This is a genomic window from Falseniella ignava CCUG 37419 (genome assembly GCF_000301055.1).
GTDB lineage: Bacteria > Bacillota > Bacilli > Lactobacillales > Aerococcaceae > Falseniella > Falseniella ignava.
Genome location: NZ_JH932300.1, coordinates 19,695 through 33,610 on the forward strand (window position 1 = coordinate 19,695; position 13,916 = coordinate 33,610).

Annotated in this window: 15 protein-coding genes; 12 read left to right on the top strand and 3 right to left on the bottom strand. The window is 41.2% G+C overall.

From position 1 onward, the window contains the following. Positions 1–37 precede the first annotated feature (37 nt). The 10 genes from cdaA (at position 38) to HMPREF9707_RS08405 (ending at position 9,607) form a co-directional block, all read left to right on the top strand. Positions 38–889 carry a diadenylate cyclase CdaA gene (gene cdaA, locus HMPREF9707_RS00120; protein WP_051007496.1) on the top strand — a complete coding sequence of 284 codons (852 nt, stop codon included), beginning with the start codon at positions 38–40 and terminating at the stop codon, positions 887–889. Then, complete coding sequence (locus HMPREF9707_RS00125; RefSeq protein ID WP_006700691.1) at positions 882–1,853, top strand: CdaR family protein; 972 nt, start codon at positions 882–884, stop codon at positions 1,851–1,853. Before cdaA ends, HMPREF9707_RS00125 begins: the two co-directional genes overlap by 8 nt. Positions 1,854–1,886: 33 nt before the next feature. Continuing rightward, positions 1,887–3,257, top strand: a complete 1,371-nt coding sequence (gene glmM, locus HMPREF9707_RS00130) for a phosphoglucosamine mutase (RefSeq protein ID WP_006700692.1) — start codon at positions 1,887–1,889, stop codon at positions 3,255–3,257. Positions 3,258–3,465: 208 nt separating this feature from the next. After that, a complete protein-coding gene (locus tag HMPREF9707_RS00135) occupies positions 3,466–3,837 on the top strand; it encodes a GrdX family protein (RefSeq protein ID WP_006700693.1) in 372 nt (123 codons plus the stop codon). A gap of 67 nt (positions 3,838–3,904) precedes the next feature. Beyond that, a complete protein-coding gene (locus HMPREF9707_RS00140; protein WP_006700694.1) occupies positions 3,905–4,663 on the top strand; it encodes an isochorismatase family protein in 759 nt (252 codons plus the stop codon). Positions 4,664–4,781: 118 nt separating this feature from the next. Further along, positions 4,782–6,125: a dihydropyrimidinase gene (hydA, locus tag HMPREF9707_RS00145; protein ID WP_006700695.1), complete on the top strand. Its 1,344-nt coding sequence runs from the start codon at positions 4,782–4,784 to the stop codon at positions 6,123–6,125. Positions 6,126–6,209: 84 nt separating this feature from the next. Then, a complete protein-coding gene (locus HMPREF9707_RS00150) occupies positions 6,210–7,493 on the top strand; it encodes a glycine/sarcosine/betaine reductase component B subunit (RefSeq protein ID WP_006700696.1) in 1,284 nt (427 codons plus the stop codon). A gap of 11 nt (positions 7,494–7,504) precedes the next feature. Beyond that, positions 7,505–8,803, top strand: a complete 1,299-nt coding sequence (locus HMPREF9707_RS00155; protein ID WP_083857121.1) for a glycine/betaine/sarcosine/D-proline family reductase selenoprotein B — start codon at positions 7,505–7,507, stop codon at positions 8,801–8,803. A 135-nt stretch (positions 8,804–8,938) separates the two neighbouring features. Further along, positions 8,939–9,268: a cyclic nucleotide-binding domain-containing protein gene (locus HMPREF9707_RS08400; RefSeq protein ID WP_006700699.1), complete on the top strand. Its 330-nt coding sequence runs from the start codon at positions 8,939–8,941 to the stop codon at positions 9,266–9,268. Positions 9,269–9,301: 33 nt separating this feature from the next. After that, entirely contained in the window at positions 9,302–9,607 is a 306-nt protein-coding gene (locus HMPREF9707_RS08405; RefSeq protein WP_006700700.1) for a Crp/Fnr family transcriptional regulator, read from the top strand. A gap of 94 nt (positions 9,608–9,701) precedes the next feature. Here the strand turns inward: HMPREF9707_RS08405 and HMPREF9707_RS00170 are convergent, their stop codons facing one another. The 3 genes from HMPREF9707_RS00170 to HMPREF9707_RS00180 all read right to left on the bottom strand — a co-directional run bounded on the left by HMPREF9707_RS00170 (position 9,702) and on the right by HMPREF9707_RS00180 (position 12,225). Continuing rightward, positions 9,702–10,541, bottom strand: coding sequence for a helix-turn-helix domain-containing protein (locus HMPREF9707_RS00170; protein ID WP_006700701.1), 840 nt, complete (start codon positions 10,539–10,541; stop codon positions 9,702–9,704). Positions 10,542–10,658: 117 nt separating this feature from the next. After that, positions 10,659–11,513 (bottom strand): helix-turn-helix domain-containing protein, encoded by an 855-nt coding sequence (locus tag HMPREF9707_RS08410; RefSeq protein ID WP_051007487.1) that lies wholly within the window; start codon positions 11,511–11,513, stop codon positions 10,659–10,661. Next, entirely contained in the window at positions 11,497–12,225 is a 729-nt protein-coding gene (locus HMPREF9707_RS00180; RefSeq protein WP_006700703.1) for a glucosamine-6-phosphate deaminase, read from the bottom strand. The genes HMPREF9707_RS08410 and HMPREF9707_RS00180 overlap by 17 nt, the downstream gene beginning before the upstream one ends. Before the next feature lie 217 nt (positions 12,226–12,442). Here HMPREF9707_RS00180 and HMPREF9707_RS00185 point away from each other — a divergent pair, with 217 nt between their 5' ends. After that, a complete protein-coding gene (locus HMPREF9707_RS00185) occupies positions 12,443–13,114 on the top strand; it encodes a hypothetical protein (protein ID WP_006700704.1) in 672 nt (223 codons plus the stop codon). Positions 13,115–13,199: 85 nt separating this feature from the next. Beyond that, complete coding sequence (locus HMPREF9707_RS00190; protein ID WP_006700705.1) at positions 13,200–13,916, top strand: HAD family hydrolase; 717 nt, start codon at positions 13,200–13,202, stop codon at positions 13,914–13,916.

The following is a 13,916-nucleotide window of genomic DNA, read 5'->3' on the forward strand; positions in this document are numbered from 1 at the left end:
ATATGGAGAACGAATTGAGAAGAAAGTGGGTGTGATTGTGCAAGAATTTATTTCGCAATATATAACGGACCAACCACTCATCCGTCTATTAGACATTTTAGTGGTTTGGTATTTAATTTATTTGCTCCTGATGAATGCTCGCGGCAGCCAAATTATGAACTTACTTAAAGGGGTTGGTATTATTATTACCGCGAAGTTCATTACGGGACTGATAGGTCTACATACAGTCGACTGGCTTATAGGACAAGTACTGTCATGGGGGGTTGTCGCTTTAATTATTTTATTCCAACCCGAACTGCGTCGCGCGCTTGAAGTGATTGGACGGGACTTATTCCGCAATAAGCGCTATACCAAAAATGCCAGCGTCAAGATGATTGAAGAGCTAGAAAAGTCTCTATATTATATGTCGCGCCGGAAGATTGGGGCGCTGATTTCAATTGAAGGAACGGACTCGCTAGAAGAGTATGTTGCGACAGGCATTCCATTGAAAGCAGAGACGAGCAATCAGTTGTTGATTAATATCTTTATTCCAAATACTCCACTTCATGACGGGGCTGTAATTATTAAAGATTTCAAAATTATGGCAGCGTCTTGTTACTTGCCACTCTCAAATAGCACCCATATTCCGAAAGAATTAGGGACACGTCACCGTGCAGCAATCGGCTTAAGTGAATTAACCGATGCGGTAACCTTAATTGTTTCTGAAGAGACGGGCGATATTAGTATCGCAGTAGGTGATGAATTATATCGAGGGGTTCAAGGGGAAGAATTAACAGACTTATTGGTGAAATATTTATATACTAACGATGAAGAAGCACAGGAAACCTTATGGAATCAAATTATTAGCTTCCTAACTGTTCCGATGAAAGGAGGCAATCGAAATGATTGATAAATTTTTAAAGGACCGACGAGGGGCCGCGGGTGTCTCCTTAATCATTGCGATTTTCCTCTATTTATTTGTAGCTTCGGAGAACAACGCTTTGCGTTTCCAACGAGCAGCGAACCAACAATTTGCGAGTGTCAATGTGACTGAGACACTCTCCAATGTTCCGGTTGCGGTCGGTGAAATCGATGAAGGGCAATTTATTAGTGGCTTACCAGAATCTGTACAAGTCCGACTAACTGGACCACGGAACGTGATTAATCAAGTTATTGATGGCAATCTAATTGTTATGACTGAAGATCTTAAGGGGAAATCCCCGGGGAACCAATATATTCGTCTTGTATTACCGGATTTACCTTCTTCCGTTGATTACCAGATCACACCGTCACAGCGTTATGTAAAAATTTCGACGATTAAATCTCAATCTTTAACGGTAGGTTATGAATTAGATCCAGAGCTGGTAGCAAATGGACTTGAAGTTAAACAAGTGACTCTCGCTCCGAAACAAGTGACTTTAACCGGGGACGAAGATGTTATTAATCAGATCAGCCGAGCGTACATTTATATTACGCGCTCTGAGCGCATGAATGAGTCTTTTACAGATAAGTATCAGATTCGGGTGGTGAATCAGCAAGGCGAAGTGTTAGACGTCAATGCAGACATTACAGAATTAGAAGCCCAAGTGGAGATTGGTCGACCAAGTAAGAAAGTTGATTTAACGGTGGTACCATTTGGTGAGAATCCAAATCGTTATCGGTATACGTATCAACTGCAAGAACCGAGTCAAGTAGAAATTGTCGGTAATCGTGCGACGCTCGATATTATCGATCAACTCGACTTAGTTGTCGATGTCACAGGTATTACGCAAAGTGGTGACGTGGACGCAGAAATCCAATTGCCACGTGGCGTGGAATTAGTTGAGGACCTCAATCCTACGATTCACGTCGAAGTAGAACCAATTAGTGAGTAGCACATTAAGTGATGAATATAAAGGAGAAACAGAATGGGTAAATATTTTGGAACAGATGGCGTCAGAGGAGTAGCTAACACCGAGCTCACACCGGAACTAGCATTCAAGCTTGGGCGCGCAGGAGGGTATGTATTAATCCAACATACGAGTGAAGAAGAGTTGGCTGACCATGCACCACGCGTTGTTGTGGGAAGAGACACACGTATTTCAAGTCAGATGCTTGAAGCGGCGTTGACAGCAGGGTTATTATCCGTTGGAATTGAAGTGATGCATTGTGGTGTTATTCCAACACCAGGAATTGCTTTTTTAACGACAGATTTAGGCGCCTCAGCGGGCGTGATGATTAGTGCATCACACAACCCAGCTCAAGATAATGGCATCAAATTCTTTGGCCGAGATGGCTTTAAATTATCTGATGATCAAGAATTAGAGATTGAAGCTTTGCTCGATACTGAAGAAGATACCTTGCCGCGCCCAACTGCCGCAGGATTAGGGACGATCGATGATTATCCAGAAGGCAGTGGTCGTTACGTAAGACATCTACAATCTACCGTACCGGGTGACCTGGCTGGATTGAAAGTTTGTCTCGATGCTGCCAATGGAGCAACCTCTCCGGTGGTTAATCAATTATTTGCGGATTTGGAGACAGACTTCCTTACAATGGGTGACCGTCCTGATGGCTTAAATATCAATGACAAAGTGGGTTCAACGCATCCTGAAGCCTTACAAGCGATGGTTATCGAGAAGGAAGCAGATGTTGGTTTAGCTTTCGATGGAGACGGAGATCGAGTGATTGCAGTGGACGAACAGGGCCAAATTGTGGACGGCGATGCAATCATGTTCATTTTAGCGAAGTATCTAAAGGAGCACGGTCGATTAAATGAAGATACCGTCGTATCTACCGTGATGAGTAATATCGGTTTCCATAAAGCGTTAGAAGCTGAAGAGATGACAGCTGTAGAAACTCAAGTAGGGGATCGCTATGTAGTGGAAGCAATGCGCGAAGGTGGCTATAACCTCGGGGGTGAGCAATCCGGGCACGTTATTTTAATGGATTACAATACAACTGGAGATGGTCTTTTAACAGGCATTCAATTATTAAGTGTCATGCGTGATACCGGGCGTAAGTTATCAGAATTAGCCGCTGAAGTGACGATTTATCCTCAAAAGCTCGTCAATATTGCGGTGCATGATAAGCGAACTGTAATGGATCAACCGGAAGTGCAAGAAATTATTCGCCAAAAAGAACAACAACTTCAAGGGCAAGGCAGAATCTTAGTCCGCCCAAGCGGTACGGAAGCGATCGTTCGCGTGATGGCTGAAGCGCCAACCGATGAACAAGTCGATGACGTTGTCGATAAAATCGCAGATGTCATTCGTCAGACATGTGGCTTAGAAGAATAAGAAAATAATAAATTTAACAAAAATATTAAGCTGGGAAGGATGCTCGAAAAGAGCTTGCTTTCCAGCTTTTTGAGTGGAAACTCTTCCAAAAAATAGCGATTTTTGGAAATGTTTTTCATGAATTATTATCAAATGTTAGAACTCTAACATTTGATAACGATTACATGTGGCATACTGTAGTCAAGGTTATGGAAGAGAGGTTCGACTTATGAAGGAGCGTCAAGTTGCGATCATTTCTAACAATCGATTAATTCAAGATCGTTTTGAAAACGTTATTAGTATTGATGGCGACTTTCGGGATGTATTACTTAAGGTGAGAGATTATATTCACCTTAATTACCGGCCGGTTACGCATCCCCTTCCTTCTTCGAGTCGAATGTTTCTTTCACCGATACGTACAATTATTTTAACAAAAGGAATGCTTAGCGATTCAATTGAAGTAATTGAAAGTTCAATCCAAAAGTATGACACTACACTTGGAGAGCGTCAGCCGGATTGGGCGCATCGTGAAGATTATGAGTTGATCGATGCCGAACTCTTCCAATCTTCTCTTGCAGAGATAGGCTATCTCTTTAGTTAAGGTGATGTACAAGAAGTAACTGTTGATTACATGTCTTAAAATAATAAAAATACGGAGGTTTGCAACAATGGCTGAAAACAAAGATTACAAATTCGTAGATGAGTATGGTTTTAATGAAGAAGCACTTAAAGAAGCATTTGCTGAAGCGCGTCGTATTTATAAAGAGCGTGGATTCATGCGTGAGATGGGTGTAGGTAAAGCACCTGCAATCACAACAGTTGACATGGCTAAAGCGTGGATGTCTGAAGGACACCCATTCACATGTAACCATGCGGAAGAAGTATGTGCGAATGCACTGAAAGTTCTTAACGCAGCTCGTAAATCAGGAGTGCCAATTTTCCATACAACGACAGGTTATGTAGGAACTGAACAATGGGATCTTCCTCGTTGGGATGAGAAAATTCCTATGCACTCATTAGATATTAACTCTCACTGGATGGAAATTGATCCGAAATTAGAACCAAGACCAGAAGAGCCAGTGATTCACAAAAAGTTTGCATCTAACTTCTTTGGTACTCACTTAGCATCAACCTTAACTTACTTAGGTGTTGATACGGTAATCGTTATGGGTGCTACAGCTTGTGCATGTGTACGCCATACTGCGATGGATTCTACAGGATATGGATTCAAGACATTAATTCCTGAAGGAACAATTGGAGACCGTGTACCAGGTGTTATCGAGTGGAACTTATTCGATATCGAAGCTAAATTCGGTGACGTATGGCCAGTAGACAAAGTGGTTGAATACTTAGAAGGTATCGACCCATCTGTATACCGCCGTCCAGAGCGTCGTGACGAAGAAAAAGTTAAAGCTGTTGACGCATAGTTAAGCCGTATTACCAATCGGTAATCAATGCTAAGGAGTGAAATAATGGGATTATTAATTAAAAATGGCCGAATCGTTACTCCTACGTCAGAATATATTGCAGATATCTTAGTTGAAAATGAAAAAAATTGAGTTAGTCGGTGAAAATATCCCAGAAGATGGTCATGAAGTTGTCGATGCCTCCGGGAAATATGTATTTCCTGGAGGGGTTGATAACCATGTTCATATGGGACCATTTGATACCTATGGCTTTGAGACATCCCATGCTGCACTAGTAGGGGGGACTACGACATTAGTTGACTTTGCCCCTCAAGACAAGGGCAAGGGTGTTATCGAGTCGATGCATCGTCATAAAGACGAAAAAGCAGATGGGATTGCATCAGTAGACTATTCTTTCCATGGAATGGTAATGGATACTTCTGAAGCTGTTTTAGATGAAATACCAAAAATGGTAGAAAATGGCATTGTCAACTTGAAATTTTTCATGGCATACAACGGAACACCTTTCCACGTTGAAGATGACTTAATCTTCAAGGCGATGCAGCTCTGTAGAGATCATGGGATTACTGTGATGACTCACTGTGAAAATGGCGACATGATTGAAGTGTTGGTCGACGAATTACATGCAATGGGGCAAAAAGCACCAATTAACCATTCATACTCTCGTCCACCGCTAGTTGAAGATGAAGCGACACAACGCGCGATTTATTTAGCAGAGATGGCAGATTGTCCTCTGTTCGTCGTTCATGTTACTTCTAAAGGGGCGCTGAAGAACTTAGTCAGGGCAGCTCGCGAAGGTAAAGATGTTTATGGAGAAACGTGTGCGCATTATTTAACATTAGATGAATCATTCTTCTTGAAAGATAATTTTGAAGGAGCCAAATATGTTTGTGCGCCTGCTTTAAGAACGAAAGACCACTTAGAAGCTTTATGGAAAGCGGTGAAAAATGACGAGCTTAAAGCGATTTCGTCAGACCATGCCGCAGTCGTAGGTGGTTTTGAAGCGAAGAAAAAGGGTATCGATGATTTTGCGAAGATTCCTAACGGAGCACCAGGTATGCAAGATCGACTTCATATGATCTGGACTCAAGGTGTTGAAAAAGGCAAAATTACGCCTCAAGACTTTGTGCGCTTATGTATGGAGAACCCAGCTAAAATTTGTGGAATTTATCCTCAAAAAGGAGCGATCTTACCGGGATCTGATGCAGATATCTTAATTTGGGACCCTGAGTATGAAGGCGTTATTACTCACGCGAATAGCTATGAAGGAACCGACTACGCATTGTATGAAGGTTTCGAACAAAAAGGTCGTGCAGATAAAGTATATCTTCGCGGAAACCTTGTTGCTGAAAAAGGTGAGTTCGTAGGTGAAAAAGGTACAGGTAAATATATCGAACCTAAACCATACGCTTTATGTTATCAAAATTATAAACCTAAAGAAGATAAAAGAATTAGAGCATAGTGCTCAATTCAAGCATACAGAAAAGAAGGGGGATTGTTTCGGCAATTCCTCTTTTATAATCAGATAAATTGAAGAGGTGATAAGATGAAGTTAGAGCTACAAGAAATTGTAATTAATGATGTAAAATTTGGTGATCAAACAGCAGTACAAGACCAAACATTAATCATTAATCAAACAGAAATGGCGGAGTATTTAGCAAAAATAGATTATGTTAAAGAAGTCACCATTGATCTGGCTCGTCCAGGCGAACGCGTTCGGATTATTCCGGTAAAAGACTGTATTGAGCCACGCTATCGTGTCGATGGCGAATCGTCATTCCCAGGTGTGACTGGTCCTGCAGAACAAACAGGTGACGGCGTCACGAAAGTGATGAAAAATGTAGCGGTCGTAACTGTAGGGGACATTGTTGGTTTCCAAGAAGGGATTATCGATATGTGGGGCGAAGGGGCCAAATGGACACCATTTTCTAAAACATTGAATGTGGTTGTTGATATCGTACCTGAAGAGGGAATCGAGCCACATGTTCATGAGGAAACGTGTCGAATCGTGGGACTGAAGGCCAGTGAATATTTAGGTCGAGTGCTAAAAGAACATGAACCTGACAATGTTAAAGTTTATGAAGTCGAAGACCTTGTAACAGGATTAGATAAACATAAAGGACTACCACGCGTAGCTTATGTGCAAATGATGATTGCTCAAGGCTTACTTCATGATGGGTACGTCTATGGTGTCGACATTAAGAATTCATTGCCAACCTTACTGAATCCTCTGGAAGAAATTGACGGTGCAGTGATTTCCGGGAACTGTGTGGCAGCCTGTGATAAAATCACAACTTACCAACATCAAAATAATGCGGTAGTCAAAGAATTACTTGAACTTCATGGCAAAGAGCTTAACTTCGTTGGACTCATTGTGGTACCAGAGTTGACTACCCTTGATGGAAAATATCGTACGCGAGATTTTACTGTGAAGTTATGTAAGATGCTTGAAGTAGATGGGGTTATTATCTCTGAAGAAGGATATGGTAATCCAGACTCAGACTTAGTTATGATTTGTGAAGGCGTTGAACAAGCTGGAATTAAGTCCGTATTAATTACCGACGAATGTTCAGGTTGGGATGGTGATTCACAACCATTAACAGATACGAAAGAAGAAGCTGTTGCTGTTATCTCAACAGGTAACGTGTCGCATCTAGTGCATCTAGAAGCCGCTGAGAGAGTCTTAGGAGACGAGAATGCGGTTGCTAACTTAGCTGGTGGTTGGGAAGGTAGCTTAGCTGAAGATGGTACGATGACCGTTGAGCTAAACGCCGTCATCGGAGCCACGTCTGAAATAGGTTATCATAACTTAACCGTAGAAGAAGTGTAAGGAGGTGTCACATGAAAAAAGTATTATACTATGTTAACCAGTTCTTTGGACAAATCGGGGGTGAAGATCAAGCCCATATCGAACCACGACTTGTAGAAGGAACCGTGGGTCCTTCAATGGCCTTTTCGAATATGTTAGAAGGTGCGGAAGTCTCACATACGATTATTTGTGGGGATAACTACTTTAATGAAAATAAAGAAGCCGCTATGAAGTTTGTGCAAGATGCATTTGAGGAGGTTCAACCTGATCTAGTCGTTGCAGGTCCTGCATTCAATGCGGGACGTTACGGTATGGCGGTTGCAGGGGTAGCTGAAGCGCTTAAAGGTAAAGTGCCGATTTTGACTTCCATGTATGAGGAAAACCCTGGGGTTGATGCGTGTCGTTCCATTGCATATATTGTTCCAACTGGAGAGTCCGCAGCAGCGATGCGAAAAACATTGCCTGCTTTAGCCGAATTAGCGAACAAAATTCTAGCAGGTAAAGCGGTCAAAGCCAAGGAAGATGGCTATATGCTTCAAGGACGCCGCTTGACAATTCATGCGGAAGATATTGGGGCTCGACGCGCAGTCAATATGTTGGTAAAACGTTTCAAGGGAGAAGAATTTGAGACAGAACTACCAATGCCAGAATTTGATTATGTGGATCCGGCAGCACCGATCGCTGATCTATCGAAGGCCACGATTGCACTTGTAACGACCGGGGGGATGGTTCCGAATGGAAACCCTGATCACTTACAATCTGCTTCAGCCCAAAAATGGGTAAAATATGATGTTTCAAGCTTAGATGAACTGAAAGGTGTCTATCAAACTGTTCACGGTGGGTTTGACCCTGTCTATGCTAATGAACGTGCTGACCGTGTGGCGCCACTGGATGAATTGAAGCGTCTCGAAAAAGAAGGCAAGATTGGCAAAGTGTTTGAATACTTCTATTCAACAACGGGAACTGGGACATCGGTTGCGAACTCTGAAAAGTTTGGTCAAGAAATTGGGAAGGAATTGAAAGAATCCGGAGTTGATGGCGTGATTCTAACTTCCACTTGAGGGACCTGTACACGTTGCGGAGCAACGATGGTAAAAGAAATCGAGCGGTACGGGTTACCGATCGTCCATATGGCAACGATTACTACGATTTCAGAATCAGTTGGAGCTAACCGAATTGTTCCAACGGTAGCAATACCTTACCCGGTGGGTAATCCTGAATTAGGCACGAATGAAGACCGTCAGGTGCGCGATGAGCTTGTTGAACGAGCAGTAGAATCATTGGCCACTGCAGTTGAAAAACCTACGGTTTTCCAAAAAGCGAGCCATTAATTTATTTGATTTTCGACCTCTTAAATGCGGTGCATTTGAGAGGTTTTTTGTATAGAAAAATTATTTGATTGATGAAAACGTTTTTGATATATTGTAAAGTATAAAATAAATATTATGAAAGGCAGGAGTACTAGAATGTATAAAGAACTACTTGATTTTCATATATTTGAAGGCATCTCTGAACAATCGAAAGAGAGAATCATGAAAATTCCGATTCTTTATAAAGAATATGAAGCGGAAGAAATAGTTTCTTTTTTTGGAGAAGAGCTTAAATATATTCATTTTATTTTAAAAGGTACTTTAAAAACAACAGAGTATTCCATTCAAGGAAGAGAAATCGTCTCGTCATATTATCCTAAACGAAGTATCTTCCCATTTTACTTACTTTATTCTGGTGCTCAAACTCAGCCTTACAATATCACTTGCTTTAAAGATGCTCAGGTCATCCATGTCCCTGCAACATGACTCGACAAAGTGATCCGGGACGATCCACAACTTATGTTGAATATCATAAAATTCATCTCAGAATACTGTTATTATAACAAACGAGTAATTCGAACTACGATATATTCAAAGGTAATTGAACGTCTTGCCTTTTGGTTACTCACTTCTAATGAAATAGCCCCGAACAAGATTCTTATGCCGGGAACGCAGGCCGTGTTTGCGGATATACTTCAAACATCCCGCTCGACATTGAATCAAGAGTTACAAAAATTAAAAGAGGTAGGTGCTATTTCAGTTAAAGGCTCCTATATTTCAATCCATAATCGAGAATATTTAGAAAAGATCATTGGAGACGCTTAGTACAAGCAACAATCAAAAACTGTCAAATATTAAAACCTAGCAACTTGACTATACAAGCTGCTAGGTTTTTGTGTGTCTTCGTATTACTAAGAGGTTAGCTGTTTTTCTTACGGTGACGCTCACCGAAGCCTAATAAGCTATAGCGTTTACGGTATTCCGTAGGGGTACAATGATTGGCTTCTTTAAAGGTCTTAGTAAAGTGAGAAGGTGAGTGGAATCCAACCATATCTGAAATATCTGAAACTTTAGTATCGGTCTGTGATAAGAGGCGTTCGCCTTCTTGAAGTCGTACATGAATTAAATAATCAATGGGTGAAAGACCTGTCTTCTGTTTGAACAATCGGATTAAGTAGTACTTATTAATACCGACTAATTCTGAAAGTTGAGACAGAGTGATTTTGTGCATGTAGTTTTCACTAATAAAATCAAGCAATTTATCGATATCATCGTGCTTTATCTTAATGCTGGCATCTTTAATCGATAAGCTATCATTGCGTAAGATATGAACGAGCATTGATTCAGTTATTTTTCGTAAAATCATATCCGTTCCGCGGAATGGATTGGCTTGTTCGAGTACTGCCAATTCGAGGTAATCACGAATAAGTCCTGACTCATCTATAGAGGTAAAGACGGCTTGTTTTGAGTTAATATCATTGCTAGAAGTAAATAAAATTCCCTGAAGGGTAATCATCGTGCAATCAATATTCCGAATAGCTTTGAGATAAACTTCTGTTTGCGGGTTGACAATTAATATTCCACGTTTAGCTAAATCCCCGCTCAACCCACTATCTTCGTAGCTCGCTGCTCCTTTGTTGATATAGCAGATAATCACATTGTCGTCCGAGTAAATTCGTTCGACATCTCCTACCGAGATAGCGGTATGCTCAACCGACTGTAAATTAATCGATGATGAACTAATGTTAGAGATATACATCGATTCGCTCCTTTCTATATATTATATTCGTTTCATTTAAACTATATATCCATAATATAATGATATTATAAAAATGAACCTCTATCAACAAATTTTTTCAAAAAATATAAAAATTTTTTATCGCAAATTTATTTTGTTTCGCTTGCGATACTCCGTTGGTGTTAAGTGGTAAGTCCGCTTAAAGTAAGTTGCAAAGTAACTTTTTGAATGAAAACCGGATTCGTCTGCAATTTGTTGGACTGTAAGAGAAGAATTTCGAAGTAGGTTGCAAGCATGTTCAAGACGCAATTGAATCCAGTATTCTTGGGGAGAATAGCCTGTCTCGGCCTTAAATTGCGTCGAAAGAAACCAAGAGCTTCGCTGTATATGATTCGCAACTTCTTGAATCGAAAGATCCGTCCGAAAATGATGATGAATATATAGGGTAGCTTGGTGGATTAATGGGGATAATGAGGGAAGATTAGGTTCTGAGTCATGAGTCCAATAACTAAGTAAGTGGTTGAAGACCATCGTTTGAAGTGTTTCAGTATTAGGAATATGTCTCAGATGATTGAGCGACTCGATTGATTTATGTAGAAGCATATCAAGGCCTTGAGAATGTTGAGAAGGGAGTATGGTAACGAAAGAAGTGTCAAAGGCTAGCATCGGTTGCGTCGGTGATTGGAGTTCGAAAGTCCAAATAACGTAGTTTAGTGGAGAATTCAGAGTAGTTTGTATTTTGTATCGCTGGTGCGGATTTATCCAGAAGGCTTGGGGATGGATGACTTGAGTGGATTGATTGATCGTGTTGAGTAATCCAGAACCTCGAAGAATATAAAGTAATTGGTAATCTGTCGATTGAATCCACCGTGTCTGGTAGTCATCCGGAAGATGAAACTCACGATGACTCAATTTAATAACCAACGGATCAGTAGCTGCAGCATGATATGAACTGCAGCCATTGATCTGATGTGTACTAATTAACTCGCTCATAATTTTCTGAGTTGAGTTGGCTGGCGGCGGCTTCATCTAAGAGAATGTAACAATCTGGGTGGTTTTGTAAGATACTGGCGGGAACTGCCTCACTAACAGGTCCTTCAACGGTATCGTAGATGGCTTGTGCTTTATTTTCACCAAATGCCAGTAAAATAATCTTTTTCGCACTCATAATGGATTGGATTCCCATTGAGTAAGCTTGTTTAGGGACATCTTCCATCCGTTCGAAGAAGCGTTGGTTGGCTTGAATGGTTGATTCGGTCAGGTCAACTAAGCTTGTTTTCGAATTAAAGGATGTCCCAGGTTCGTTAAAGCCAATATGCGCATTTTGTCCGATTCCTAAAATTTGCAGATCAATCGGGTTGTCTTCAATTAATTGGTCATAACGCGCCGTTTCTTGAAGCGGGTCGGTATTCGTCCCATCTGGTAAGTAATGATGTGCAAAGGGTTTTGCATGAAAGAGTTGTTCATTCATATAGTAAGCGTAGCTTTGAGGGTGATCGGCGCTCAGCCCGTAATATTCATCCAAGTTGATCGATGTTGCTTGTGTAAAGTCCAAGTCAGACTCACGTAGCAGTTGATACAGTGGCTCAGGTGTCGAACCAGTCGCTAGACCAAAGGTTGTGGCCCCGTCTTTTAAGGCTTGTTCAAACTGATTGTAAGCATATTGCGCAGCAGATTGAGCATTATCGAATACGATGACTTTCATAAAATACCTCCTATAGTAATTCGCTGTAGTTATATCATAACGCGAAAAAAAGCGAGCGACAATTATTTTTTTATGACGGTGTTATCTTTGTGAAGTAACTTTTATTGATATTATATTAGCATCATAAGACAAAACGATTAAATCACTACCCAAACTCGGGAAATATGCTAAAATAAGACTACATATAATCCAATAAATTTAAGGAGGTGGGCTTAAAATGTTCAAGGATAGAAAATTTCACAAAGTCGTTAAACCGTTCGTTCTATTGCTGGCGATCATATGTGGTTTAAATGCGGTCGATATCAATCGTGTGACTGGCGCGAGTGTGTTGACGAAGCGACCGTTGGTTTTGCAGGCATTGACAAGTACCACCCAAGAAACAACGACCAAATCTGATGAAACGACTGAAGAATCAGTAAAAGAAGAGGAGGAAGGGTCAGAAGAGTCAACGTCTTCCGAAGAACCCTCGACGGAACTCCCCCCACCACCCGATCCACCTCAAACACAACCAGATTCTACTACGACGACAACAACTGTAGAAGAGATTGTTACTGAGAGTACGGAAGAAACAAGCGAAACAACAGAAGTTCAAACAACCGAAGAAGAGACGGAGACTACGACGAAGGAAGCCGATAAAGTAAAAAAATCAGCGCCGGTTAATCGAGTACCATCGAGCCGTCCGACCATTTCAATGGTTGCGAAGAAAGTACCATCGAATTTAACGGATTTGCAACGATTTTGTCATTACACTCAATTAGCGCTATTAAGCCAGCAAGAGGTGATGAAGTTAGGTTCACCGGCTTATATTCCACCGATTGTCGGAACGCTGATTAATGAGGGGTTAAATTGGCTTGCCACAAATGAAATTTATTTCTCAACGAACGATTAGGAATTAGCGATTGGATTCGCCTTAAGCGTTCGTTTTTTTGATGCGGTATGATAGAATATGGGTACGAATCAATCAAGGAGGACCTATGACAATACGAGCGATTATCTTCGATAAAGATGGCACACTGATCTCGGCCACACAGGCCTGGTCGATTCCTTCAATCCAAGCGACAGACTATTTGTTAAATCAATCGGACCTTGCGGAAGCGAAGCAGCAAGAGATTGCGAAGTTAGCAGGGATCGAACACGATCAATTGCAACCGAATTCGCTTTTTTTAGCAGGGAGTATTCGCGATCAGGCGCAGTTCTTCGCTGAATATGTCCCACTGGATTGTCAAGAAATCGAGCAAATTCTCGTAGATTACTACTATCAGTTTCAACAACAAGAATTAAGCGATGCATTAATTGAGCCGGGAGTGATAGATTTATTGCAAACACTCGCACCGCATTATCATATTGGTTTAATTACCAATGACCATTATCTACTAACCCATCATATGTTAGAGGAACTGAAGTTACTTGATTATTTCGATTTTATTGGCTGTGCGGATCAATACGGTCCCAAGCCGAATCCTCAGGCATTGCATGAATTTTCCCGGCGTTTTGACATTGGGTTACATGAAATGGTCTATGTCGGGGATTCTCAATTAGATATGGCCTATGGTAAGTGGACGCGCGCTTCGATTGCGTACGATCCCACAGGGCAAGCGGATTATTTAAGTGATGCTGATTACCAATTACGTCATTTTAGTGAATTACCCTTAGTCATTGATGCAATCGATGAAGAAGATCGGAGGAAATAA